Source organism: Achromobacter sp., from assembly GCF_032113835.1.
Classification (GTDB): Bacteria; Pseudomonadota; Gammaproteobacteria; order Burkholderiales; family Burkholderiaceae_B; genus Achromobacter.
In genome coordinates, this window is the sequence record NZ_DAMCTG010000001.1 from 1 (window position 1) to 23,697 (window position 23,697).

Below are 23,697 nucleotides of genomic sequence, written 5' to 3' on the forward strand. Positions count from 1 at the left end.
GCGGCCCGACGACCACGGCATTCTGTGGCCCGTCGATGCGGGGTTTGGGCAGCGTCTCGGCGCGCCATTCGGCATCGTCCGGCACTAGCTCCGCTTCGTAGTGGTAATGAGTGCCTCGCGGAGCGTCGGCGCTTTCCTCGGCCTGGCTGGTGTGTTGCGTGCCGCGGTGGACGATGCGAATCGGCCGCCAGCCGTGATTCAAGTCCTCGCGCGGATGGCCGGCCAGTGTGAACGAGATGCCGGGCTGCAGGCGTGGATCGTCGCCTTCGACCAGGGCGATGCGAGCATCGCGGCGGTGGCCGCGCAGGCGGGTCTCGGTGAAGGATTTGCCGGCCTCGTCGAACTTGGCGCGTGCCGGGTAGTCGTAGCGTTCGTAGCGCCGGCCCTGATGATCCAGGTCGCGTCCGTCGCGGCTGTGCTGGTGGGTGTAGCGGGGATGGTGGAAGGTGTAATCGCGCTGCGTCTGGCGTGCGGTGCGCACGTTTTCGGCGTAGGAAAATCGGTGCAATGCGGGCTGAGGCCGATCGCCGCCGGGCGTGGGGTTGTATTGAACAGGCTCGTCGCCCACGCGGCCGTGGATGAACAGGCGGTCGCTGTGGACAAGTTGATGGCCTTCGGCGCTATGGCGGAACGAGTAGAAAAAGCCCTCTTCGCGCATGATGCGTTCCACGAAGTGGTAATCGGTGTCGCCGGCTTGCACGCAGTATTCGCGGGCCTGATGCTCGGTGGTGTTGCGCTGCTCGTAGTCGTGGGTGAGACCATGCGCCTTGAGCACCGTTTCGGCGATTTGCGGAACCGTGAGGGCCTGAAAGATGCGCCAGTCGGAACTGAGTTTCAAGCGCGCCAGCCGCGGCTCGACCACTGCGCGGTAGCGGGTGCGTCGAAAGCCCGTGTCGTTTTGAACGAATGACGACACTGCGCCGTGGACATAGCGCACCGGGGTGTCACCGTGCCAGAGGGTGAGCAGCGCGGCGCGGTCCAGCACCTTGCCGAAGTCGATGGCAGGGTCGTTGCTGGCCAGTTCCACTTCAAGCAGAAAGGTCTCTGACAGGCCTTCTTGCAGCGTGAATTCGACGACCTCGAAGGATGTGTCGCCGACGGCAAAGGTGAACTGAAGATCGGATTGGATAGGTATGACGTGCTCCCGCAACGACAGACCTTTCCTTTCAACGGTGAGCGTCAGGTCCGCCTATAGGCAAGCGTCCGCTGCAATCAGAGGAATGCAGTGGACTCGCATGGCATGCGCTGCCATTTCGTCATAGCGGCCAATTTCTGGGTATCGAACCGTTCTTATATTTGTCGGAAACGGCGCTCAGAACGCGCGGAAACAGCCGGGCGCGATGATGTCGGCCCGGGTCTGCAACATGGCATTGCACTATGCGTGTTCGGCGCGGATTTACGGGCCCTCGCGCACCGCTACCTTGAGATGCCGCGGTGCTCGATGGTCGACAGCATCTCGAGCAGCACGTCCATATCCACCGGTTTGACCAGATGCGCATTGAAACCGGCTTCCATCGATGCCCGGCGGTCTTCTTCCTGCCCCCAACCGCTGAGCGCCAAAATGCATTGGATCGATCGGATGTTGTCTGCCATGACGATCTCAAGCCCCAGCGTGCCTTGCAGATCCGTCAGTTGCTCGACATCGGGCACGACCGGCGTTCCAGGTGCTGGGCGGTTTCGGCGCAGCTTGCAACCCAGCCGTCTTCAGCGAAATGCTCGACCAGGCGTGCGCTCAGCCCCTGGTGGACGGCGATGCGCAGCGTGTTCTTGGCGGGGTCGTAGATCTGGATGTTGCCTTTCTCCGTTCCGGAAATGTCGGCGGCGGCCAGGATCTTCTTGAGCAGCGGTTCGAATTCGCCGGGGCCGACAAGTTCGGCGCTCAGTGCCTGCGGCCGGGATAGCGCGTTTACCTCGTTGCGCAGAGCCGCCGCGACGCGGTCGCGTTCCACGACGATGCTGGGGGCCAGCGCGCCGAACTCGGCGACGCGTTGTTCCCACGGCGTGCAATGGCGCACCTGCGGCAGGCAGAGAAGAAACCAGCCGACCGGCGCGCCGTCGGGCGCCAGCGCCGCGCGCGCGTGGCAGGCGTGAATGCTGTTGGCCCGGCAGATGGCGCGCCAGGACTCGGCCCACGTCGTCGCTTGCTCGATGTCGTGGCATTCGACTGGGTTGTCTCGTCGGATTGCCGGGTCGTCAGACGCAAAGAGCGCCTCGTGCATCGGCAGGCCGCGCAGGGGGCAGGCGATCAAGGCGGGAAGATGGGTGTAATAGGCGTCGCCGACGGTGACGCGAGCGGGGCTGGTCAACAGGACGCATGCGTGAGTGCCGGGCGCAAGGTGCATCTCTTCTTCGTGCGACGCCGCGGCGGCGGCCGTCCCCCGGCAAGCGCGGGGGATTGAAACGAGGCGCTCAGCGCGAGGGCCAGAGCGCCTTAGAGGCTTCAGATAATTGCACGAATCGCGCAGAAGGAATGTTGCAAACTGTCCCGACTGTGGCGTTGCGTGACCCGCCGCGCGACTACTCCAGCGGCAGGGTCAGTACGCCTTGGGGGGCGGGGCGCATCATGACGCGCCGGTACCAAGCCGACAGTGCGGGCGTGGCTGGGCGTTCGACGGGCAGGGCAAGCCAGCGGTGCGCGGCGGCGACGAGCGCGATGTCGCCCATCGTCAGGTGGCGCCCGGCGATGAATTCGCGGCCCTGCAAGGCCTGGTCCAGGATCAGCGCACGATCGTTGGACCGCTTGATCGAACTGTCGATGGCAGCCTTGTCGCGGCGGTCTTCAGGCGTGCGGATCAGGCCCAGGAATGCCGGTCCCATCGCGGGCTGCCATTCGGTCGCCTGCCAGTCCATCCAGCGGTCGGCATCGGCGCGCAGGCAGACGTCTTCGGGCCACAGCGAGCCCACGCCGTAGCGCGCCGCCAGGTAACGCACGATGGCATTGGATTCCCAAAGGATGAAGCCGCCGTCGTCGATGACGGGGACGAGGCGGTTGGGATTGAGCTTGGCCGCGTAATCGGCGGTGTCGACCACGCCGAACGGGCCGCCAGCTTGAACAAAGGTGTGCGGCAGGGCCAGCTCGCGTACGGCCAGCATCACTTTCTGAACGTTGACGGAAGTCAGGCGTCCCCAGATCTTCAACATAGCCAATCCTTCTAAGGGTCAGGCCGGCGGCAGGTGCCGCCGCGCAAAGCCGCTATCGCGCGCGAAGCGCGTCCAGTCGAATGCCGGCCCGGGGTCGGTCTTGCGTCCCGGGGCGATGTGTTCGTGTCCCTGAGCGGCCACCAGGGGATAACGCGCGCGCAAGGTGTGGGCCAACCGGCGCAACGACGCGTACTGCTCGCCAGTGTAGGGCAGCGTGTCCGTGCCTTCCAGTTCGATGCCGATGGAAAAGTCGTTGCAACGCTCGCGGCCAGCGAAGCGCGACACGCCGGCGTGCCAGGCGCGCCGGTCGGTGGAGACGAATTGCACGATGCGGCCGTCGCGGCGGATGAAAAAGTGCGCCGACACGCGCAGGCCGCGCAGGCGTTCCAGCCAGGGGTGTGAGCTGTAGTCGAGCGTGTTCAGGAAGAGGCCCGCGACTTCCGGTCCACCGAACTGGCCCGGCGGCAGACTGATGTTGTGGACGACCAGAAGCGAGACCTGCGCGTCCGCGGGGCGCGCGTCGCAGTTGGGTGAGCGCAGAAGTGATACGCCCGGCGCCGGCGCCAGCCAGCCATGTCGATCCAGGAGCAAGGGCATAGGGAGGGAGCGTGTGAGAATTCCGGCACCCATTATGCCGCGCCGCCGCTGGATGCCCTATCCGGCAATCCGCCGGGAGGGGCGGCGCCCCGGATGGACGGGTCAGCGCTTTGCCGGGCCCAGGCGGGCGTGGTCGGCGCTGCACCAGGTCTGGCCGTTCTGCAGCAGGGCCTCGGAGCGGGGCAGATGGATGCCGCAATGAGCGCAGCGCACCATGGATTCCAGGGAGGGCGGGGGCTGTGCGCCCTGCGCCTTTTTCTTCTGGCCGCTTTGCGCGTCGGCCTGGCGCTGCGCGGCCATGCGGCCGGCAATGCGGGCGACAAACAGAACCAGGATGATCAGAACGATCCAGAACAGCAACTTGCCCACGTCAGCCTCGATGCAGAATCATTTCCAGCACGAACCGGCTGCCGGTGTAGGCCAGAATCAAAAAACCAAAACCCGTCAGGGTCCAACGCAGCGCGACGCGGCCGCGCCAGCCCCAGATGTGCCGGCCGACCAGCAGCACGCCGAACGTCAGCCAGGAAAGCAGAGTGAAGACGGTCTTGTGGTCGAACGGCAGAATTTTGCCGGTCAGCTTCATGGAGGCGACCGAGCCCGAGCCCACCGCCAGCGTCAGCACGACAAAGCCGATCCAGATGATGCGGAAAAGCAGCTGTTCCTGCACCAGCAGCGGCGGCTGCGAATCGAGCACGCGTCCGATGATGCTGCGTTCGGCGGGGGCATCCAGGGGACGATGCAGGTGGCGGTCAAGCAGGGCCATCATCATGGCGTGCAGGGCGGCGATGGTGATCAGGCCGTAGGCCGCCAGGGCGATCAGGAGGTGAACACGCAGCCAGGGGTCGTCGGCATGGGGCACGAACTGCCCCTGCGGGAAGATGGCGGCAAGGCCGCTGGCGATGGCTGCGGCGGGCAACAGCAGCAATTGCAGGCCGTCGATGCGCACCAGCAGGCTTTCCAGCCAGAAGACCACCATGCCCAGCCAGATGGCGGCGGACAGGGCCAGCGCCCATCCAATGAACAGATGCTGGGATCCCAGCATCGCTTGTTGCAGCCCGATTCCATGGAGAACCAGCGCGCCCAGCAGGCACAGACGGGCGATTTTGCCGGTCTGTTCCACTTCCCCGGCGCCGGCCAGGCGGATCCAAAGCGACCCCCCGAGCACCGCGTACGCCAAGGCAGCCGCTGTGTGAAATACAATGCCGAGTGACATAGAAACCGTTGTCTGGATGGGGCCTTGGGGTGCGCGTCACCCGAAAGCGCAGAATCCGCGCCTGCGGCCACCGTTCAATCAACTAGTTTAAGCGGAAACGCCTCTCATGCTCGATAACCTAACTCAACGCCTGTCGCGTGTCGTCAAGACGCTGCGCGGGGAAGCCCGCCTGACCGAGGCCAATACGCAGGAGATGCTGCGCGAAGTGCGCATGGCGCTGCTGGAAGCCGACGTCGCGCTGCCGGTCGTTCGCGACTTTGTCGCGCGGGTGAAGGAAAAGGCGCTGGGCGAAGAAGTCGCCGGCAGCCTCAGCCCGGGCCAGGCGCTGGTCGGCGTCGTCAACAAGGAACTGACTGCCCTCATGGGCGGCGACCTGGGCGCCGACGCCAATGAACTGTCGCTGGCCGTCCAGCCCCCCGCCGTCATTCTTATGGCGGGCCTGCAGGGCGCCGGCAAGACCACCACCACCGGCAAGCTGGCGCGCTGGCTCAGCGAAGGACAGCACACGCAGCACGGCCGCAAGACCGGCAAGAAAAAGGTGCTGGTGGTGTCCGCCGACGTGTACCGTCCGGCCGCTATCGACCAGTTGAAGAGCGTGGCCGCGCAGGTCGGCGTGGATTTCCTGCCGTCCGACCCCAGCCAGAAACCCGAAGACATCGCGCGCGGCGCGGTCGATCACGCCCGCCGCCATCATTACGACGTGCTGATCCTGGACACGGCGGGCCGCTTGGGCATCGACGAGGCCATGATGCGCGAGATCCGCGCGCTGCATGACCTGGTCAAGCCGGTGGAAACGCTGTTCGTGGTGGACGCGATGCAGGGCCAGGACGCGGTCAACACCGCGCGCGCCTTTGCCGACGCGCTGCCCCTGACCGGCGTCGTCCTGACCAAGCTGGACGGCGACGCCCGCGGCGGTGCGGCCCTGTCGGTGCGCCACGTCACCGGCAAGCCGCTCAAGTTTGTCGGCGTGTCGGAAAAGCTGGATGGCCTCGAGCCGTTCTACCCCGACCGCATGGCGCAGCGCGTGCTGGGCATGGGCGACATCGTCTCGCTCGTGGAGCAGGCGCAGAAGAACATCGACATCGCCGAAGCGCAGAAGCTTGCGTCCAAGATCAAGTCGGGCAACAAGTTCGACCTGAACGACTTCCGCGACCAGCTTGGCCAGGTGAAGAAGCTGGGCGACATGGGCTCGCTGCTGGAAAAGCTGCCGGCTCAGTTCCAGCAGGCGGCCGGGCAGTTGCAGGGCGGCCAGGCGGAAAAGCAGTTGCGCCGCACGGAAGGCATCCTGAATTCGATGACGGCCGCCGAACGCGCCAAGCCCGAACTGATCAAGGCCTCGCGCAAGCGCCGCATCGCCGCCGGTTCCGGCGTGCCGGTCCAGGAGGTCAACCGCCTGCTGGCTCAGTTCGAGCAGATGCAGGGCATGATGAAGCAGATGAAAAAGGGCGGCATGGCCAAGATGATGCGCGCCATGGGCGGCATGAAGGGACTGGGCCGGTTTGGAATGAAGTAAGCGGCCCCCACGCCGCACTCGCTTTGTTCGCTTGCTGCCCCCCGAGGGGGCTGCCCCGCCTTCGGGCGGCCGGGCGGCGGGGCGGCTGTTCTAACGTAGGACTGTAAGTCCGTAGCCAAAAAAATGGCCAGACATTGCGTCTGGCCAAGCAATCGCGGCAGGCAGGGGGCGCCGCGCCGCGACACAAGCCGGAGAACGCATGGGTGTCCCCCGGATTGTTTGAATTCGGTGCCGCTTACGACAGCGGCGGAATGCGCAGCACCTGGCCCGGGTAGATCTTGTCGGGGCTGGTGAGCATGGGCTTGTTGGCTTCGAAGATCAGGGTGTTCTTGGCGCCCTGGCCCTTGCCGTATTGCGCTTCGGCGATCTTCCAAAGGTTGTCGCCCTTCTGCACGGTGTACATCTTGGCTTCCGGCGTGGCCTGCTTGACCTGCAACTGGTTGTCCACCGCGGCCACACCAACCGTGTTGCCAAGCGCCAGCGAAATCTTCTCGGCGTCTTCCGTGCTCAACGCCTGGCCCGCGACCGTGACCTTGTCGCCGTCCACCGTGATTTGCAGGCCATCCGCGTTCAGGCCGTGCTTATCCAGCTCTTTCTTCAATTCCTCTGCCGTCGCGGCCTTGGCCTCGCTGGCGCCGAAGAGCTTTTCTCCAACGTCCTTGATGAAATTGAGCAGACCCATAGCGTTTCCTTTATCGATATTGCGGTGAGAAAACCTGTGCTCTCGAAGGCGCCTGCCAGGTTGAAGGCGGCGCGATAGAAACGATTATGACTCGCTCATTTGCCCTACGACGAGGGGTTGTGGTGTAACAGGTTGCTAGCCTTTTGCCAGACTACGCAACAATGCTGGCACCTTCGCAGCACGTTGGTATCTGGGGGCGTAAGCCCCCTCGTGCGTGGGGCGCCATGCAAAAAGGCCGCTGGGTGTCAGCGGCCTTCAAGGGGGTGTCGCGATGCGGCGCCGGAGCGCTGCGGGACCGTAATTCAGCCGCCGCCCACTGCGACCACGATCTCGATCTGGTCGCCGTCAGACAGCGCCGTCTGCGCGTGCTGGCTTTTGGGCACGATTTCGCCGTTGCGTTCGACGGCCACGCGCTTGCCCGCATAGCCCAACGTTTCGAGCAATTCGTTGACCGTGGTGTCCAGCGGGAACTCGCGGGCGTCTCCGTTCAGGGTGATGTGCATGTCAGGACTCCTCACTGTTTGGCGTAGGCGTCGGTGGCGGCGATCAGGCGCGCCAGCGTGCCGGGTTCGTCGAAGGCGTGGCCGGCATCGGGCACCAGGTGAAACTGCGCTTCCGGCCACGCGCGGTGCAGGTCCCACGCGGTGCGCGCGGGCGTGCAGACGTCGTAGCGGCCCTGCACGATGGTGCCGGGGATGCCGCGCAGCTTCTGCGCGTCGCGGATCAACTGGCCTTCTTCCATGAAGCCGGCGTTGAAGAAATAGTGGTTCTCGATGCGCGCAAAGGCCAGCGCCGCGCGGTCCGCGGCATGGCTTTGCTGATGACGCGGGCTGGGCAAGAGCGTGATGGTGCTGTCTTCCCATTTGCTCCAGGCCTTGGCGGCGCGCAGTTGCTCGGCGGGATCGTCGCCCGTCAGGCGCTTGTGGTACGCGGTGACCAGATCGCCGCGCTCGGCCTCGGGGATCGGCGCCAGATACTCTTCCCAGCGGTCGGGAAACAGCCACGACGCGCCTTCCTGGTAGAACCATTGGATCTCGGCGCGGCGCAGGCCGAAGATGCCGCGCAGCACGAGTTCGCTGGTGTGCGCCGGGTGCGTCTCGGAATAGGCCAGCGCCAGCGTCGACCCCCAGGATCCGCCAAACACCAGCCACTTCTCGGCGCCCATGACTTCGGTGCGCAGGCGCTCGATGTCGGCGACCAGATGCCACGTGGTGTTGTTGTCCAGACTGGCGTGGGGATGCGAGCGGCCGCAGCCGCGCTGATCAAAAAGCAGCACGTTGTAGCGTTGCGGATCGAACAACTGCCGGTGCACGGGCGAGCAGCCGCTGCCGGGTCCCCCATGCAGGAAGACGGCGGGCTTGCCATTGGGGTTGCCGCACATTTCCCAATAGATCTGGTGTCCGTCACCGGTGTCCAGCATGCCTTGGCGGTAGGGTTCGATCGGCGGATACAGCATCAGGCGGCTCGCTTGAAGATCAGGTCCCAGACGCCGTGGCCCAGGCGCAGGCCGCGTGTCTCGAATTTGGTGAGGGGGCGGTAATCGGGGCGCGGCGCGTAGCCGCCGTCGACGGTGTTCTTCAGTAGCGGCTCGCCGCTCAGCACTTCCAGCATCTGCACCGCGTAGTCTTCCCAATCGGTGGCGCAGTGGATGTAGCCGCCGGGCGCGATGCGGCTGGCCAGCAGCGAAATGAACGTAGGCTGGATCAGGCGGCGCTTGTGATGGCGCTTCTTGGGCCACGGATCCGGAAAGTAGATGTGCACGCCGGCCAGGGAGTCGGGGGCGATCATGTCGCGCACCACTTCCACGGCGTCATGCTGGATGATGCGCAGGTTCTGGATGCTGGAGTCTTCGATGCGGCGCAGCAGCGATCCGACACCAGCGTTGAACACTTCCACGCCCAGGAAATTGTCGCCAGGCCGGGCCAGCGCGATCTTCTCGGTGGTTTCGCCCATGCCGAAGCCGATCTCCAGCACCGTCGGGGCCTGCCGTCCGAAGGCGGCGGCCGGATCCAGGCGGCGGGGGGCGTAGGGGATGGACCATTGGCCCATCAGGCGCTCCAGCGCAGCAAGCTGACCCTGGGTGATGTGGCCGCGGCGATGGACGAAGCTGCGGATGTGGGCGGCGCCCGGGCTGTTGGGCGCATACGCGGCGCTGGCCAGCGCCGCCTGGGTTTCCGGGGAAACGGAGGCGGGCGCGGCGTCGGCGGCGGGCGTGGCGGAAGGACTCACGGCCGGCTTGGCGGGCGCGTCTGCGTGGGTGTCCGCAGGGGTGTTCGTGGCGTTGTTCGTGGGGTTGTTCGTATTCATAGGCGGGATTGTAGTGGCAGGTCTGCCCGCGCGGAGCCGGTCATAGGGACTAAAACAGGGACACATTTATCCCGGTCGCCTGCGGCTATAGTTTCAGCCCGGTTTCCCTGCGCCGTAGACTCTTTTCATGAACTTTGCCCGGATCGACCTCGTCACGCTTGCCCTGTTTGTCTCCGTGGCGCGCCAGGGAAGCATCTCGGCCGGCGCGCGCCAGTCACATCTGGCGGTGGGCGCGGCCAGCAAGCGGATCTCGGACCTGGAAGCCGCGCTGGGTTCGCCGCTGCTGTTTCGCAATGCCGCCGGCGTGGAGCTGACTGACGCGGGGCAGGCGTGCCTGGTACATGCGCTGCGGGTGCTGCAGGAGGTCGAGCAGATGGCCGGTGCGCTATCCGACTTCGCGCAGGGCGTGCGAGGGCAGGTGCGCATCGCCGCCAATACGTCTTCGCTGACCCAGTTCCTGCCCGAGGACCTGGCCGCCTTCATGGACGAGCACCCCGCCGTGCGCATCGACCTGGAAGAGCAGAACAGCAGCGACATCGTCACCGCCGTGCTGGAGAACCGCGCGGACATCGGCGTCTTTGCCGACCGCACGCCGGCGGACGGCCTCACTACCTTTCCCTATCGCCTGGACGAACTGGTGCTGATCGTGCCGCAGCGCCATCCGCTTGCCGCCGAGCCGCAGGTCGCCTTCGCGGACACGCTCGCCTACGACTACGTCGGCCTGCCGCCCGCGACGTCGCTGGCGACCCGGTTGTCGGAAGAGAGCGGCCGCATGGGCCGGGCGATGCGGTTGCGCATCCAGGTGCGCAGCTTTGATGCCATCTGCCGCATGGTGGCGGCCACGCGCGGCGTGGGCATCCTGCCGCGCATCGCTGCCGAGCCGCACGCGCGGTCGATGCCCATCCGTCTGATCCCGCTGACCGACGAGTGGGCGCGCCGCTGGCTGCTGCTGGGCGTACGCGACGCCGACACCCTGACCGTGGCCGCGCGTCTGCTGCTGGCCCATCTGCGCGGCGAGGGCTGAGGGTTAGCCCGGGGTTTCTCGTTCCGGGAATGCCCCTTTCCCCGATTGTCCATTCCGCTCCCCGGCGCTTTGCGCGCACACTGCCTTCCATCACTACCGTAAGACGCGCCTGGGAGGCGATATGGCAGGGCAGATTCTTGCCGGCATTCGTGTGCTGGAACTGGGACAACTCATCGCGGGGCCTTTCGCGGCCAAGACTCTGGCGGATTTTGGCGCGCAGGTCATCAAGATCGAGCCGCCGGGTCAGGGCGATCCGCTGCGCAAATGGCGTCTGCTGCACGAGGGCACCTCGGTGTGGTGGGAGGCGCAGTCGCGCAACAAGCAGTCGGTCTGCGTGGACCTGCGCCAGCAGGAAGGCCAGGACATCGTGCGCATGCTGGCGCGCGAGGCCGACGTGCTGATCGAGAATTTCCGTCCCGGCACGCTGGAAAAATGGGGCTTGTCGTGGGAAGCCCTGCACGAGCTGAATCCTCGCCTGATCATGTTGCGCATCTCGGGCTACGGCCAGACCGGCCCCAAAGCGCGCGAACCGGGCTTTGCCGCGATCGGCGAAGCCATGGCGGGCCTGCGCTACCTGAATGGCGAGCCGGGCCGCGCGCCGGTGCGCGCCGGGCTGTCGCTGGGCGACACCATCGCCGGCCTGCATGGCGCGCTGGGCGTGATGCTGGCGCTGTATCAGCGCGATGCGCGCGGCGGCGTGGGGCAGGTGATCGACACCGCGCTGTACGAAAGCCTTTTCAACCTCAGCGAGAGCCTGCTGCCCGAGTATTCGGTGTTCGGCGCGGTGCGTGAGCCCGCCGGCGCGTCGCTGCCCGGCATCGCGCCGTCCAACGCCTACCCGTGCCAGGACGGCTATGTGCTCATCGCGGGCAACGGCGACGCCATCTACACCCGCCTGATGGCCCGCATCGGCCGCGACGACCTGGGTCAGGACCCGGCGCTGGCGCACAACGACGGCCGCGCGCGCCGCGTTCAAGAGATCGACGCCGCCATCGGCGCCTGGACGCAGGAACGCCGCATCGACGACGTGCTGGCCGCGATGCTGGAAGCGGGCGTGCCCGCCGGCCGCATCTATTCCATCGCCGACATCGCCAAGGATCCGCATTACCGCGCCCGCAACGCCATCACGTCGATGGAATCCGCCGCGGGCGTGCAGGTGGAAATGCCTGCTGTGTTCCCGTACCTGTCGTCCAACCCCGGCGCGGTGCGCGAACGCGCGCCGACCCTGGGCGAACACACCGACACTGTGCTGGCGTCCGCAGGCCTGACCGAAGAACAGCGCGCCGCGTTGCGCGCCAAGGGAGTGATCGCATGAACCACGGACCCGCCCGCATCGAGATCAACGAGGTCGGGCCGCGCGACGGCCTGCAGATCGAGAAGACCATGGTGCCCACGGACGACAAGGTCGTCTTCGTGGATGCGTTGTCCGACTGCGGTTTCGCCCGCATCGAGGTCACCAGCTTCACGTCTCCCAAAGCCATTCCCGCGCTGGCCGACGCCGTCGACGTCATGCGCCGCATCCGCCGCCGTCCCGGCGTGATCTATACCGCGCTGGTCCCGAACGTGCGCGGGCTGGAACGCGCGCTGGAGGCTGGCACCGACGAAATGAACCTCGTCATGTCGTGCAGCGAGACGCACAACCGCGCCAACCTGCGCATGACGCGCGACCAGTCGTTTGCCGAGCTGACTCAGGTGCTGGCTGCTGCGGCAAAGGCCGGCGCGCCGTGCAACGTGTCCTTGTCGACCGCGTTCGGCTGTCCGTTCGATGGAGATGTGCCTGCGGACACGGTGCTGGATCTGGTCGCGCGCCTGGTCGATGCGGGCGCTGCCGGCATCACGCTGTGCGACACGACGGGCATGGCGTTTCCAACGCAAGTGGCCACGTTGTGCGAACAGGCGGCTGCGCGCCTGCCGGCCTCGGCGCTGACGGTTCATTTGCACAACACGCGCGGCATGGCGCTGGCCAATGCCATCGCGGCCTGGCAGACCGGCATCACGCGCTTTGATGCCGCTGCCGGCGGCCTGGGCGGATGCCCTTACGCGCCGGGCGCCAGCGGCAACGTCAACACCGAAGAGCTGGTCCACATGTTTGCCTGCATGGGCGTGGAGACGGGCGTGTCGCTGGAGCCGCTGCTGGCCATCGTGCGCGGCCTGCCCGGACTGGTCCAGCGCGATCTTTCCAACGCGCTGTTGCAGGCGGGCCCGAGGTTGGCACTGCATGCGCCGCCCGCGTGGCTGGCCGAACGGTTTCCGGCCGATGCCTGATTGATTGGTCTTTTCCCAGCAGTACCTGCTGTACCCGAACCACCCACAGATAAAACAATACCCAGGAGACAACGCATGGCCTCTTTCCGCCTGCCCACCGCACTGCGCGTCAGCGCCGCCTTCGCCCTGATCACCGCCGCCGGCGCCGCCAGCGCACAGGCCGATTTCCCCAACCGTCCCGTTACGCTGATCGTGTCCGCCGCGCCCGGCGGCACCACCGACATCGCCGCCCGCCTGATCGCGCAGCCTCTGGGCGCAGCGCTGGGTCAGAGTGTCGTCGTCGAGAACAAGCCGGGCGCCTCGGGCGGCATCGCCGCGCAGGCCGTGGCCCGCGCCAAGCCGGACGGCTACACGCTGCTGCTGCAATATTCGGGCTTTCAGGTCATCACCCCGCACGTGACGCCCGCCGCCGGCTGGGATCCCATCAAGGACTTCGCCCCGGTCGCCAACGTGCTGTCCGCGCCGCAAGTCGTGGTCGTGCGTCCCGACCTGCCCATCAAGTCCTTGAAGGAACTGGTCGCGTACGCCAAGGCCAACCCGGGCAAGCTGAATTACGCGTCGTCGGGCAACGGCTCGCTGCAGCAGGTCGCCACCGAACTGCTCAACCAGATGGCCGGCACGCAGATCACGCACATTCCGTACAAGGGCACCGGCCCCGCGCTGAATGACCTGCTGGGCGGCGCCGTCGACATGACGATCACCACGCCGCCGCCGCTCCTGGGCCAGATCGCCGCAGGCAAGCTGCGCGCGCTGGCGGTCACGGGCAACGCCCGCCTGCCGTCGCTGCCCGACGTGCCCACGGCCGCCGAAGCCGGCTACCCCGATCTGATTGTCTCGTCGTGGTTCGCCATGTACGCGCCGAAGGACACGCCCGCGCCGGTCGTCGACAAGATCGCGGGCGAAATCCAGAAGATCATGAAGACCGACGAGTTTCGCAAGAAGGCGGCCGAGCAGGGCGCCGAGGCGATCTTCATGGGCCCGAAGGAATTGGGCGCTTACACGCAGACCGAGCTGGACCGCTGGGGCAAGGTGGTCAAGGCCGCCAACATCACGGCGAATTGATATCGGCGATTCTTTGGTCGAAGGGGCGGGCTTTTTTGACCCGCCCCGACCGAAAAAAGCCGCGCTATAATCGCGGCTCTGCCCGGCCCACGGCTGCGGCACGACACCCGAGCGGGTGTAGTTCAATGGTAGAACGGCAGCTTCCCAAGCTTCATACGAGGGTTCGATTCCCTTCACCCGCTCCACTGCTTATGTCCATAAAGTTCCGGCCTGGAACTTGAATCCAACGATGAAGTTTCGGGCATTCAGTACGCCGCCAGGCGTCGTCGATCTCCGGTCCGTGTTGAATGCGCCCGTGGGTCAGTGCTCCGCTAGACGAAAAGCCTCAGCCATCCGATCTTGTTCACGCGCTGGTAACCCCAGACTTCTGGCAAGCGTTCGCCATTGGCGGACAATTCCTTGAAACTCGCCAATGATTTCATCGGCATCAACCAAGCTCAATCGGAAATACGCGGCGACGTCGCGAGCGAGTTCCAGATCCAAGGCATTGTCCGCTTCAGTGATGTTGAGCTTCAGGCCATCTGCAATGGGCACTGGGTTCATGTCGTATGCCGCTGAGAGGCGCCATCCTGATCCTGGGATCAGGATGAACCCGTGATTTCGCAGGTGATCGTCTGTGTTGGAGACGAGAAGGTTGAAGACGATTCTGGACCAGAGTTCGCGCAGATCGGCATTGGTCTGCGCGCCATGCCTGATCAGCACCTCCGCCAGTTCCAGATAGCTGACACCGGTCGAGGCGTCTTCCCCGTCCACATGACCGGTCATGGTCATGGCGGAGGCAAAGTGCAGGCGTTTCCCATCATCGGTCCGGTCAAACCGTCGCACCATGAAGCAGTGATGGTCACTCGCAAATTTCCGCGCTTCGGCAGCAGCAACATTCAGTCCGCAGCCAACAGCGAGGGCGTTGATGACCATTTCCCAGCCTCCGACATCGTAGTCATCACGCGTGCTCGGGAATTTGGCGATGTATAGATGTCCCTGCTCGTCGGCCACGCTCGCTTTGGGTCGGGCGCCGCCCAGCGAGCCACCGGGCGCAATAAGCATCCTGAGCCATTGCTGGCCCTGCTGGGACACGTTGCCTTGATCCTGTTCCAGCGCTCTAGCCGCTTGCTCCAGGGCCCGAATCTCGGTGAAGGGCGGGGCAGCAAGTCCGTTGGAGTTGTCGAGGTACTCTCCTTGATCTTCTCGCTTGTAGCGCAAAGCGCCCACGCGATAGAGGTCGTGGACGCCTAGGAGGTAATCCGTCTCGTACAGCCGTGTACCGGCAGGCTGGATACCTGCGCGGATGTCACGTTCGAGGCGGCGATCCATGAGCAAGCGACCCCAGCGATCCGGGCTGGAATCGGCAAACACGCCGAACCTGTCTTGTGGGGCAGTTGGGTACTGGGGGCCTTCGAAAAGAAAGAGCTTCGGGTCGAGCACCAATTGGCCAATCACGGGGTCGGCCAGCGCCGCGGGGTCATACTGAAACTCAAACGTCTCGTGCGCGCGCGTCCTGCGGGAGTTCAGAAACCCAAGCCGTTGCGGTTTTTGAAGGCCGTTCCAATCTGCATAGACCGCAATCATCGTCATGTCTTTGCGCCCTTCTTGGTCTTTTTCGAAGAGGCCTTCAGAAGTGAGGCTAGGCTTGTCGAAGTGATCGCAGGGGATTTGGCGGATGCTGGTGTTGGATCCGTACTGGTGCTGTAGCTTGATGCAGTATCTTGATTGGCCATCACTTGGCCGCTGGCGTTGCGCGCTTGCGGCTTGCTGGTTTCCAGGCTTGGCCGAGATTTCCGAATACCCATACCCCTCTTGGTGATGGGGGGAACCTGCTCAAGTCGGCCGGCCTTTACGAGGCGTGAGTCCTGAAGCCTGCGACCCAGCTCATCCTCGGCGGCGAGCAGGGCCAGGTCTCGTTCAATGCCGAGCACCTGCATCACTGAAAGATACGCGCCTATGGTCACGCCCGCTCCGCCAGCTTCCAGGGATCTCAGTGTCATTGGCGACATGCCGGCGCGCTCTGCCACTTGCTTGGCTGTGAGCCGGCGGCGCAGGCGCGCGAGTTTGAGCCGCTCCCCGAAACCCGCGAGGAGCTTCTCTGTCGAGGGCATGAGAGGGGCAGTCTTCTTTGCCACGATGCTAATATTCCGGTGTTTTTTGCAGTAAAGAGGAGGAATATTAGCGCTATAGCCTGTTGGAGTCCACTCCCCGGCTTAGCTCTAAGCAGTTTAGATTGAGCGAAGATGCTAATATTTTGGCCGTTTTGAAAAGAAAACGAAAAAATATTGTCTTTCATATGCCCTGGATAATTGGCGCGCCTGAGGAGCCGGTTCAGTCCACGGCTCTCATTGCCATGGAGGTACTTAGGGGCCTCGGGTTCATGGATAAACCCGGCAAAATTGAAATGACTATGCATGCTCATGGATAATCCCGTTATCCCAAGGAGCCTTCGGCATGGATCAATTGACAGCAATTCGCGGCTTTGCCCGCGTGGTGGAGGCGGGGAGTTTCACGCGGGCGGCGGATTCGCTGGATATGCCCAATGCCACGCTGAGCAAGATCGTGCAGGATCTGGAGGCGCACCTTGGCGTGCGCCTGCTTCAGCGAACGACGCGGCGCGTCACGGTCACGCCGGAAGGCCGCGAATACTACGAGAAGACGTTGCGCATCGTGCGCGACCTGGAAGACATCGACGGGTCGTTCAATGCCGTGCAAGGCTGGCCGAAAGGGCGCCTGCGCATCGACGTGGGCGGCTCTACCGCGCGTGACGTGCTGATCCCCGCGATCTCGGATTTCCTGGCGCGCTATCCCGACATCCGGATCGATTTCGGGGTGTCGGACCGCCCCGTGAACCTGATCAGCGACAACGTCGACTGCGTGATCCGCGGCGGTCCGCTCGACGATTCTTCGCTGGTGGCGCGGCAGATCGGCGCCGCGGATCTGATCACCTGCGCCACGCCGGGATACCTCAAGCAGTTCGGCACGCCTGCCTATCCGGATGAGTTGAAGAACGGCCACAAGCTGGTCAGCTACCTGTCGCCGCTGAACGGCCGCGCCTTTCCGTTCCGCTTCGAGCGGGATGGGGAAAAGATGGAGATCAAGGTCGAGCATCGCGTCGGCGTCAACGAAAGCAACGCGCATCTGGCGGCGGCGCTGGCGGGCCTCGGGATTGTCCAGACGTTTACCTATGCGGCGGGCCCCGCGTTGCAAAGCGGCGCGCTTGTCGAGATTCTGAAGCCGTGGCGGCCCCAGCCTTATCCCTTTCATGTGGTGTACCCGCATAACCGCCATGTCACGCATCGGCTGCGCGTGTTCATCGAGTGGCTTGTGGTGAATCTGCCCGCGCGGCTCAGATTTTGAAGGGACGACGCGGAATAAGAAAAGGGCGATCGAAGTGATCGCCTCTTTTGCAATTTGAGCTGGCCCGCAGCGTCGGAAGCTGTGCCGCCTATCCGGGAGATAGCGCGGTACAGGTTCACCCGGCGCCTTGCCTTGATTGATACCCTGCGTGATCTCCATCAACTGAAAGCCAGCGAAGCATAAGGATGGCCATTGCCGTCGGGTAAAAATGTCGGCCCGACGCGCTGTGCGTCGACTTCGCCACCGGGGAGTGATCAATCCATGTTGCGCCAACCTACGTTCCTTCCATCGGTCTTGCCGGCATGACCGAGACTTGCATCGCGCTTCTCGATCGCCTGCGTGACGACGGCGTCATTCGGCCCGATCACCATGCCGCTGCGTTGGTGCGGCTGGATACTGTGAACGGCGAGCCCTTCACCACGCTGGGCGAGGCCCTGTTATGGCTGGTGGATGAAGGCATCGTGTCCGATGAAGAACTGGACGCGATCGGCGAACTGTCCGTGACCGAGGCCGCCTTCGCCAGCAATGCGACGCGCTGTCAGGCTCTGGCGGAAATGGATGCGCTGATGCAGCGCAAGCTGGACGAGTATGTGAAGCGCGCGGGGTACGAAGGCCTCAAGGCGGCCTTTCCCGGCCCGGGCTGGGTCTGGCTTGGCGGGGCGGCGGCGGCCGTGATCGCGGCCGCGTGGTATCTGTTCGCGCCCGTGACGCCGCCGCAGTGCGGCGATGACGACGTGCGAAAGACGCTGCGGACGAGCATGTTCTCCAACTGGGTCCAACAGATAGCCAGAAATCCCTGGACCGGCGGGCCGGCTCCTTCGGACCTGCTCCAGGCGACCTACTCGGACGTCAAGGAGGTTGGCTATCTTCCCGCCGATCGTTCACGCGCTTGCAGCGCGACGCTGACGGTCGCTGGCAAGTCCTCTGCAATCGCCTACATCCTCAAGCCGAATGATGACGGCGAGATGATGATCATCGGGGCGGATCCGCGTGTGGTGCGTGTCCGCTATGGCCAGACTGACAAAAACGGCAAGATGCTGGACGTTGGTCAGCCTGTGGGCGCGACGCAGTTGGCCGCCGCATTCGAGCGGGGTGCTGCCGCCTTCGAGACGCCCACGCGCAGCGCGGAGCGCCTGGCGGCCATGAATCGCCAGCGCCAGCGCATGGGGCAGCCCGCCGAGACCGATACGCGCAGCGTGCGCAGTATCTATCCCGTGGGGGACTGCAAGGCGCTCGGTGGGGAGAAATGGTCCTGCCGCGTGCAAGCGGAATTCCGAGACCGTCTGATGTCGGCCATCGGGCGATCCGACTGGCAGGTGATGGAAGGCGATTTCAGTTTCGTGCAGAAAGGAACCACCTGGGAGGTGGGCGAGGATTTCTCGCGTCAGTACATGGATGCCAGGGTGCGAGCCCGTGTGGCGGATCTGAAGGGAGACGAGGCCGCGGCCAGGCTGGAAGCGATCCAGCAACAGCGGCCGGATGCCAGCGCCGGGAAAGGGGCGCCCCGTCAAAACGAAGCGCGCCCCGTTCAGAATTACTGATACCCGTCAGAAGCTCGGCTTCCTGGTCTGGCTGCGCTCCATGTACTCGATCCGCGCATTCATCCATGCCGGGTCGTGCATCTGGATGCTGACGCCGCTGTATTTCAATACCGCCTGCGTCATGTCCGTCGAGCAGCCCATGCCGGGGTTCGTGCTGGGCTTCTGGCACCACTCCAAACTCAGGTCGTTGGGATAGTTCGACTGGCGGCCGTACTTTTCCACCACGGCTTTGCCCATCGCGTCCTTGTTGGCCGGCGTCCACGGCAGTTCGTAGCGAATCTGGGAAACCGCCAGCGGACGTTGCTTGTCGACCGGCACACGGGGTTCGAAGTGAACGATGAAGCTGACGCCATCTTTGTCGTAGCTGAAGTTCATCGGCATCTTGGTGTTCGTGACGGGGTTGTTCGTCGCGTAGCCAATACGGATGTCTTTCTTGCCAACATTGAAGTTCTTGGCGGTGGCGGCGAGGGCTTCGTCGAAGTCCATGCCCGTCTTGACGCCGGCGACGTCGAACGTGCGGGCGTCTACCGAACGCGGGGAGGCGGCATGCGCGGGAGCAACGGCGACAGCGGCCAGTGCGGAAACGAGGAGTGCAGCTTTCAACTTCAAAATAAAGATCCTTTTCGAATAGCGCGGGGATTATCCGATCGGGTCTTTATTATGTCCCTAATAAAGTGCAACCAAACCTGTCATCGAACCTGTCTATTCAGACGGTGAACGCGAGGATGAAGGCCAACAGGGCAACGGTCATCAGCCCGCCCGCGACGGCCGCGGAAGGGCGGTAATCCGGGCCGGCGCCGTTGTCCTTGAACCGGAAGGGCCGCTTGACGCAGATGTACACGCTTGCCGCCAGGGCGGCCACCGCGACTGCGCCGGATGCGTAGGCAAGCATCTGGACACCAGAAACATGCAATGAAATGGCCGGGCGCGCGCCCGGCCACGAGATCAAACCGGCTGGCTCGGATCTTCGGCCAGGAAACCGCCGCTCTGATGCCGCCACAGGCGCGCGTACACGCCGTTCATCGCCAGCAGTTCCGCGTGGCTGCCCTGTTCGATGATGCGGCCCTGGTCCATAACGATGAGCCGGTCCATGGCGGCGATGGTCGACAGGCGGTGCGCGATCGCGATGACGGTCTTGCCCTGCATGACTTCGTCCAGGCTCTCCTGAATGGCGGCTTCCACTTCGGAATCCAGCGCGCTGGTGGCTTCGTCCAGCAGCAGGATGGGCGCGTTCTTGAGCATGACGCGGGCGATCGCGATCCGCTGGCGCTGGCCGCCCGACAGCTTGACGCCGCGTTCGCCGACGAGGGTGTCGTAGCCCGTGTTGCCGTGCGAGTCGCTGAGCTGCTCGATGAAGTCGTCGGCCTGCGCGCGGGCCGCGGCGGCGCGGATCTCTTCGCGGCTGGCGTCGGGGCGGCCATAGGCGATGTTGTCGCAGATGGAGCGGTGCAGGAGCGACGTGTCCTGCGTGACCATGCCGATGGCGCTGCGCAGGCTGTCCTGCGTAACCTGCGAGATGTCCTGGCCGTCGATGCGGATGTGTCCGCGCTCCACGTCGTAGAAGCGCAGCAGCAGGTTGATGAGCGTCGATTTGCCGGCGCCGGATCGGCCGACCAGACCGATCTTTTCGCCGGGACGCACGGTGAGGGTCAGGCCGTCGAGGACCTGGCGCTCGTTGTTGTAGTTGAAGTCGACGTCGTCGAACTGGACTTCGCCCCGCGTGACGTGCAGCGTGGCGGCGTTGGGCGCGTCCTGCACCTTCGGGACGTGGGTCAGGGTGGCGATGCCGTCCTGCACGGTGCCGATGTTCTCGAACAGCGAGGTCATCTGCCACATGATCCAGTGCGACATGCCGTTCACGCGCAGCGCCATGGCGGTCACGGCCGCGACTGCGCCGGTGCCGACTTCGTTGCCGTGCCACAGCCACAGCGCGTAGCCGCCGGCCGCCAGGATCAGCGCCGACACCAGCGCCTGGTTGACGATCTCGAACTGGCTGACCAGACGCATTTGGGCGTAGCCGGTTTCCTTGAAGTCCTCCATGGCGGCGCGCGCAAAGCGAGCCTCGCGGTTGGTGTGCGAGAAGAGCTTCACGGTGGTGATGTTGGTGTAGGCGTCGGTCACGCGTCCGGTCATGGACGAGCGGGCATGCGCCTGTTCCTTGCCGACCTTGCCCAGGCGCGGCACGAAGTACATCATGGCCAGGCCGTAGAGCGCCATCCAGCCGATGAAGGGCAGCATCAGGCGCCAGTCGAAGCCGCCGGCCAGCGCGACGATGGTGACGAAGTACACGGCAATGCCCAGCACGATTTCGCAGAAGGTCAGCAGCACTTCGCGCACGGCAAGCGCGGTCTGCATGACCTTGGTGGTGACGCGGCCCGCGAATTCATCCGAGAAGAACGACAGGCTTTGCCGCAGCATCATGCGGTGAAAGTCCCAGCGCAGCCGCAGCGGCAGGTTGATGGCCAGGACCTGATGCTGGATCAGCGTGCGTAGCGCGACAACGCCGACGCTGACGCACAGCACGATGGCGATGCCCCACAGGACCTGGCGTTCGTGCGCCGACGCGGCCTCGCCGGCTTTCCAGGCGGTGAGCATGTCGACGACCTGGCCCAGGAAGGCGAAAAGCCACGCTTCGTAAATGGAAACCGCCGCGCTCAGGATCGCCAGCGCGGCGATGTAGCGGCGCGAACCATGCGTGCAGAACCACAGGAACGCGAAGAATCCCTTGGGGGGCGGGGGGACGTTCTCGGAAGGGAACGGGTTGAGCTGGCTTTCAAATCTGCGGAACAAGGCAGAGACTCCAAATTCACGAATTAATGCGAGGCGGTCGTGCGGCGGACCCGATAGGTGATACCTCAGCGATATTTCAGCGCGTCGACAAAGGCGGAAAAGGCGGGCGAGGCCTGCCGCCTGTTGGGGTAATACAGGTGGAAGCCCTGGAACGTGGGGCACCAGTCGCCCAGGACTTCCTTGAGCCGTCCGTCCGCCAGATACGGCGCGACAAGCTGTTCGGGCACGTAGGCCAGACCAATGCCGTCCACGGCCGCGTTGAGCACGTGCATGATGCTGTTGAAGACCAGCTGGCCCTCGACCTTGACGGTGAAGGCCTGGCCGTTCTTCTCGAATTCCCACGCGTAGACCGAACCGGATGGCCGGTGCCGGATGTTGACGCAGGGTAGTCCGGTTAGGTCGTGCGGCGTGGCGGGCGCCGGATGCCGCGCGAAGTACGCAGGCGATCCTACCACCATCAGCCGCCAGTCCGGTCCGATGCGCACGGCGATCATGTCCTTGCTGATGGCTTCGCCCAGCCGGATGCCAGCGTCGAACCGCTCTTCGACCACGTTGGTGAAGCCGTAATCCACGTACAGCTCAAGGGTGATGTCCGGATAGTCCTTCAGAAAATCGGTCAGCATCGGCCGCAGGCACAGTTCGATGGAGTCGTCGGTGCAAGTGACGCGAAGCGTGCCGCGAGGCTTGTCGCGCAGTTCACCCAGCGCGTCGACCTCGATGGCGATCTGATCGAAGAGGGGCGCGATGGCGCGCATCAGTCGCTCGCCGGCGTCCGTGGGCGCGACGTTGCGGGTGGTGCGCGACAAGAGGCGCACGCCCAGGCGTTCCTCGAGCGAGCGCATGGTGTGGCTGAGGGCGGACGGGGTAAGACCCAGTTTGGCCGCGGCCTTGGTGAAGCTCTGGTCGCGGGCGACAGCCAGGAAGGCCTGCAGGTCATTGATCTTGGGATGTGCCATTGCTGAATTTTTCTCACAGGTGCATAAAGATTACACCCCCTAATCAGGCGGCAGGGCTTGCGTCAACATCTGGGCATTGATTTTTCAAGGGATTTCCCGCCATGACCCAGATCACTGATTTCAGCCCATCCGCCCATCAAACGCCTGCGACGGAGGACGGTGGACGCCGCGCCTTCATCAAGGCCGCCGGCGGCATTGCCGCGCTGGGGCTGCTTTCCGCCGGGGCGTCGCCTGCCTTTGGCGCGCAAGGCGGCGCAGGCGGCAGCAGCGCGTCGCGGGCGGCGCCCGGCGCGCCGGCTGACGCGGACAACTTCTACAAGAGCGGCAAGGTGACCGTGCAGCGCGTCACCTTCAAGACGCAGTACCGCGTGGCGGTGGCCGGCAATCTGGTGACGCCGAAGGAATTGGCGCGCGACGGCCAGGCGCGCGCAATCATCGTCGGCCATCCGATGGGGGCGGTGAAAGAGCAGAGCGCGATGTCGTACGCGCAGAAACTGGCCGAACGTGGCTTTGTCACGCTGGCCATCGACCTGCCGTACTGGGGCGAGAGCGAAGGCGAGCCGCGCAACCTGGTCGCGCCGGAACTGTACGCCGAAGCCTTCAGCGCGGCGGTGGATTACCTGGGCACCAGCGGGCTGGTGCATCGCGAGCGCATCGGCGTGCTGGGCATTTGCGGCAGCGGCGGCTTTGCGATCAGTGCGGCAAAGATGGATCCGCGCTTGAAGGCGATTGCGACGGTCAGCATGTACGACATGGGGGCTGTGACGCGCAACGGGCTCAAGCATAGCCAGACGCTGGACCAGCGCAAGGCGCTGCTGGCGAAGGCGGCGGCGCAGCGGTATGAGGAATACGCCAGCGGTGAAGGGCAGTTCCTGAACTACCTGCCGGCACGGCTAAGCGCAGACACGGACCCGGTGACGCGCGAGTTCTGGGAGTTTTATCGCACGCCGCGCGGCATCGCTATTCCGAACGGCCGAACGCTGGCGCAGACGCAGAACCGGATGCTGACCAGCGAAGTGCGGTTCGTGAATTTCTATCCGTTCAACGACATCGCGTCGATCTCGCCGCGCCCGCTGCTGTTCATCGCGGGCGATGTGGCGCACTCCCGGGAGTTCAGCGAAGACGCCTACGCCAAGGCGGCCGAGCCGAAGGAACTGGTGTGGGTGGCTGGCGCGGGCCACGTGGATCTGTATGACCGAGTGGGCCTGATTCCGTGGGACAGGCTGGACGGGTTTTTCCGCCAGCATCTGGCGGCGTAGGACCA

General features: G+C 64.8%; 25 protein-coding genes and 1 tRNA gene. 9 read left to right on the forward strand and 17 right to left on the reverse strand.

Features of this window, described 5'->3' with window-relative positions; all coding sequences use genetic code 11:
* The 7 genes from tssI to RT697_RS00035 form a co-directional block, all read right to left on the reverse strand.
* The coding region (gene tssI / locus RT697_RS00005; RefSeq protein WP_313696414.1) for a type VI secretion system tip protein TssI/VgrG at positions 1–1,150 on the reverse strand (1,150 nt) is incomplete at its 3' end.
* Between the two features lie 266 nt (positions 1,151–1,416).
* Positions 1,417–1,650, reverse strand: a complete 234-nt coding sequence (locus RT697_RS00010) for a hypothetical protein (RefSeq protein WP_313696415.1) — start codon at positions 1,648–1,650, stop codon at positions 1,417–1,419.
* Positions 1,629–2,306, reverse strand: coding sequence for a hypothetical protein (locus tag RT697_RS00015; RefSeq protein WP_313696416.1), 678 nt, complete (start codon positions 2,304–2,306; stop codon positions 1,629–1,631). Before RT697_RS00015 ends, RT697_RS00010 begins: the two co-directional genes overlap by 22 nt.
* A 211-nt stretch (positions 2,307–2,517) precedes the next feature.
* Entirely contained in the window at positions 2,518–3,141 is a 624-nt protein-coding gene (locus RT697_RS00020; protein WP_313696417.1) for a glutathione S-transferase, read from the reverse strand.
* A gap of 18 nt (positions 3,142–3,159) precedes the next feature.
* Positions 3,160–3,738 carry a 1,6-anhydro-N-acetylmuramyl-L-alanine amidase AmpD gene (gene ampD / locus RT697_RS00025; protein WP_313696418.1) on the reverse strand — a complete coding sequence of 193 codons (579 nt, stop codon included), beginning with the start codon at positions 3,736–3,738 and terminating at the stop codon, positions 3,160–3,162.
* A 102-nt stretch (positions 3,739–3,840) separates the two neighbouring features.
* On the reverse strand, positions 3,841–4,107 hold the full coding sequence (locus RT697_RS00030) for a PP0621 family protein (protein ID WP_313696419.1): 267 nt from the start codon (positions 4,105–4,107) through the stop codon (positions 3,841–3,843).
* Between the two features lies 1 nt (position 4,108).
* A complete protein-coding gene (locus RT697_RS00035) occupies positions 4,109–4,951 on the reverse strand; it encodes a cytochrome c biogenesis protein CcsA (protein ID WP_313696420.1) in 843 nt (280 codons plus the stop codon).
* A 106-nt stretch (positions 4,952–5,057) separates the two neighbouring features.
* On the opposite strand from RT697_RS00035, the gene ffh reads away from it, so the two are divergent.
* A complete protein-coding gene (gene ffh / locus RT697_RS00040; RefSeq protein WP_056559422.1) occupies positions 5,058–6,464 on the forward strand; it encodes a signal recognition particle protein in 1,407 nt (468 codons plus the stop codon).
* A gap of 235 nt (positions 6,465–6,699) precedes the next feature.
* On the opposite strand, the gene lysM is transcribed toward ffh, so the two are convergent.
* The 4 genes from lysM to trmB form a co-directional block, all read right to left on the reverse strand.
* Positions 6,700–7,146, reverse strand: a complete 447-nt coding sequence (gene lysM, locus RT697_RS00045) for a peptidoglycan-binding protein LysM (protein WP_056559419.1) — start codon at positions 7,144–7,146, stop codon at positions 6,700–6,702.
* Positions 7,147–7,448: 302 nt separating this feature from the next.
* The gene (thiS, locus tag RT697_RS00050; protein ID WP_056559414.1) at positions 7,449–7,649 is read right to left on the reverse strand and encodes a sulfur carrier protein ThiS; all 201 of its coding nucleotides are present in this window, start codon (positions 7,647–7,649) and stop codon (positions 7,449–7,451) included.
* An 11-nt stretch (positions 7,650–7,660) separates the two neighbouring features.
* On the reverse strand, positions 7,661–8,602 hold the full coding sequence (pip, locus tag RT697_RS00055; RefSeq protein ID WP_313696421.1) for a prolyl aminopeptidase: 942 nt from the start codon (positions 8,600–8,602) through the stop codon (positions 7,661–7,663).
* Positions 8,602–9,453: a tRNA (guanosine(46)-N7)-methyltransferase TrmB gene (trmB, locus tag RT697_RS00060; protein WP_313696422.1), complete on the reverse strand. Its 852-nt coding sequence runs from the start codon at positions 9,451–9,453 to the stop codon at positions 8,602–8,604. Before trmB ends, pip begins: the two co-directional genes overlap by 1 nt.
* A 127-nt stretch (positions 9,454–9,580) precedes the next feature.
* Between trmB and RT697_RS00065 the strand changes: the two genes are divergently transcribed.
* The 5 genes from RT697_RS00065 to RT697_RS00085 all read left to right on the forward strand — a co-directional run bounded on the left by RT697_RS00065 (position 9,581) and on the right by RT697_RS00085 (position 13,989).
* On the forward strand, positions 9,581–10,477 hold the full coding sequence (locus RT697_RS00065) for a LysR substrate-binding domain-containing protein (RefSeq protein WP_312436417.1): 897 nt from the start codon (positions 9,581–9,583) through the stop codon (positions 10,475–10,477).
* 121 nt (positions 10,478–10,598) lie between these two features.
* Positions 10,599–11,792 (forward strand): CoA transferase, encoded by a 1,194-nt coding sequence (locus RT697_RS00070; protein ID WP_313696423.1) that lies wholly within the window; start codon positions 10,599–10,601, stop codon positions 11,790–11,792.
* The gene (locus RT697_RS00075) at positions 11,789–12,742 is read left to right on the forward strand and encodes a hydroxymethylglutaryl-CoA lyase (RefSeq protein WP_313696424.1); all 954 of its coding nucleotides are present in this window, start codon (positions 11,789–11,791) and stop codon (positions 12,740–12,742) included. Before RT697_RS00070 ends, RT697_RS00075 begins: the two co-directional genes overlap by 4 nt.
* Before the next feature lie 75 nt (positions 12,743–12,817).
* On the forward strand, positions 12,818–13,804 hold the full coding sequence (locus RT697_RS00080) for a Bug family tripartite tricarboxylate transporter substrate binding protein (RefSeq protein ID WP_175184770.1): 987 nt from the start codon (positions 12,818–12,820) through the stop codon (positions 13,802–13,804).
* 111 nt (positions 13,805–13,915) lie between these two features.
* Positions 13,916–13,989: transfer RNA gene (locus tag RT697_RS00085), tRNA-Gly, on the forward strand.
* A gap of 115 nt (positions 13,990–14,104) precedes the next feature.
* On the opposite strand, the gene RT697_RS00090 is transcribed toward RT697_RS00085, so the two are convergent.
* Complete coding sequence (locus RT697_RS00090) at positions 14,105–15,376, reverse strand: HipA domain-containing protein (protein ID WP_313696425.1); 1,272 nt, start codon at positions 15,374–15,376, stop codon at positions 14,105–14,107.
* Entirely contained in the window at positions 15,373–15,921 is a 549-nt protein-coding gene (locus RT697_RS00095; RefSeq protein ID WP_313696426.1) for a helix-turn-helix domain-containing protein, read from the reverse strand. Before RT697_RS00095 ends, RT697_RS00090 begins: the two co-directional genes overlap by 4 nt.
* Positions 15,922–16,240: 319 nt before the next feature.
* Here RT697_RS00095 and RT697_RS00100 point away from each other — a divergent pair, with 319 nt between their 5' ends.
* A complete protein-coding gene (locus RT697_RS00100) occupies positions 16,241–17,146 on the forward strand; it encodes a LysR family transcriptional regulator (RefSeq protein ID WP_313696427.1) in 906 nt (301 codons plus the stop codon).
* A 302-nt stretch (positions 17,147–17,448) separates the two neighbouring features.
* Positions 17,449–18,687 (forward strand): hypothetical protein, encoded by a 1,239-nt coding sequence (locus RT697_RS00105; protein WP_313696428.1) that lies wholly within the window; start codon positions 17,449–17,451, stop codon positions 18,685–18,687.
* A 6-nt stretch (positions 18,688–18,693) separates the two neighbouring features.
* On the opposite strand, the gene RT697_RS00110 is transcribed toward RT697_RS00105, so the two are convergent.
* The 4 genes from RT697_RS00110 to RT697_RS00125 all read right to left on the reverse strand — a co-directional run bounded on the left by RT697_RS00110 (position 18,694) and on the right by RT697_RS00125 (position 22,433).
* Positions 18,694–19,290, reverse strand: a complete 597-nt coding sequence (locus RT697_RS00110; protein WP_313696429.1) for a hypothetical protein — start codon at positions 19,288–19,290, stop codon at positions 18,694–18,696.
* A gap of 103 nt (positions 19,291–19,393) precedes the next feature.
* Positions 19,394–19,579 (reverse strand): hypothetical protein, encoded by a 186-nt coding sequence (locus tag RT697_RS00115; protein WP_313696430.1) that lies wholly within the window; start codon positions 19,577–19,579, stop codon positions 19,394–19,396.
* 53 nt (positions 19,580–19,632) lie between these two features.
* Positions 19,633–21,477 (reverse strand): ABC transporter ATP-binding protein, encoded by a 1,845-nt coding sequence (locus RT697_RS00120; RefSeq protein WP_313696431.1) that lies wholly within the window; start codon positions 21,475–21,477, stop codon positions 19,633–19,635.
* A gap of 65 nt (positions 21,478–21,542) precedes the next feature.
* Positions 21,543–22,433: a LysR family transcriptional regulator gene (locus RT697_RS00125; RefSeq protein ID WP_313696432.1), complete on the reverse strand. Its 891-nt coding sequence runs from the start codon at positions 22,431–22,433 to the stop codon at positions 21,543–21,545.
* A gap of 101 nt (positions 22,434–22,534) precedes the next feature.
* Here RT697_RS00125 and RT697_RS00130 point away from each other — a divergent pair, with 101 nt between their 5' ends.
* Positions 22,535–23,692 (forward strand): alpha/beta hydrolase, encoded by a 1,158-nt coding sequence (locus RT697_RS00130; protein ID WP_313696433.1) that lies wholly within the window; start codon positions 22,535–22,537, stop codon positions 23,690–23,692.
* Positions 23,693–23,697 lie beyond the last annotated feature (5 nt).

Coding starts and splice junctions, on each gene's coding strand:
- thiS (WP_056559414.1), bottom strand. CDS start 7,649: ATGCACATCACCCTGAACGGAGACGCCCGCGAGTTCCCGCTGGACACC.
- ampD (WP_313696418.1), bottom strand. CDS start 3,738: ATGCCCTTGCTCCTGGATCGACATGGCTGGCTGGCGCCGGCGCCGGGC.
- trmB (WP_313696422.1), bottom strand. CDS start 9,453: ATGAATACGAACAACCCCACGAACAACGCCACGAACACCCCTGCGGAC.
- ffh (WP_056559422.1), top strand. CDS start 5,058: ATGCTCGATAACCTAACTCAACGCCTGTCGCGTGTCGTCAAGACGCTG.
- RT697_RS00020 (WP_313696417.1), bottom strand. CDS start 3,141: ATGTTGAAGATCTGGGGACGCCTGACTTCCGTCAACGTTCAGAAAGTG.
- RT697_RS00130 (WP_313696433.1), top strand. CDS start 22,535: ATGACCCAGATCACTGATTTCAGCCCATCCGCCCATCAAACGCCTGCG.
- RT697_RS00090 (WP_313696425.1), bottom strand. CDS start 15,376: ATGACGATGATTGCGGTCTATGCAGATTGGAACGGCCTTCAAAAACCG.
- RT697_RS00105 (WP_313696428.1), top strand. CDS start 17,449: ATGACCGAGACTTGCATCGCGCTTCTCGATCGCCTGCGTGACGACGGC.
- RT697_RS00075 (WP_313696424.1), top strand. CDS start 11,789: ATGAACCACGGACCCGCCCGCATCGAGATCAACGAGGTCGGGCCGCGC.
- RT697_RS00070 (WP_313696423.1), top strand. CDS start 10,599: ATGGCAGGGCAGATTCTTGCCGGCATTCGTGTGCTGGAACTGGGACAA.
- lysM (WP_056559419.1), bottom strand. CDS start 7,146: ATGGGTCTGCTCAATTTCATCAAGGACGTTGGAGAAAAGCTCTTCGGC.
- RT697_RS00115 (WP_313696430.1), bottom strand. CDS start 19,579: ATGCTTGCCTACGCATCCGGCGCAGTCGCGGTGGCCGCCCTGGCGGCA.
- RT697_RS00065 (WP_312436417.1), top strand. CDS start 9,581: ATGAACTTTGCCCGGATCGACCTCGTCACGCTTGCCCTGTTTGTCTCC.
- pip (WP_313696421.1), bottom strand. CDS start 8,602: ATGCTGTATCCGCCGATCGAACCCTACCGCCAAGGCATGCTGGACACC.
- RT697_RS00100 (WP_313696427.1), top strand. CDS start 16,241: ATGGATCAATTGACAGCAATTCGCGGCTTTGCCCGCGTGGTGGAGGCG.
- RT697_RS00035 (WP_313696420.1), bottom strand. CDS start 4,951: ATGTCACTCGGCATTGTATTTCACACAGCGGCTGCCTTGGCGTACGCG.
- RT697_RS00125 (WP_313696432.1), bottom strand. CDS start 22,433: ATGGCACATCCCAAGATCAATGACCTGCAGGCCTTCCTGGCTGTCGCC.
- RT697_RS00080 (WP_175184770.1), top strand. CDS start 12,818: ATGGCCTCTTTCCGCCTGCCCACCGCACTGCGCGTCAGCGCCGCCTTC.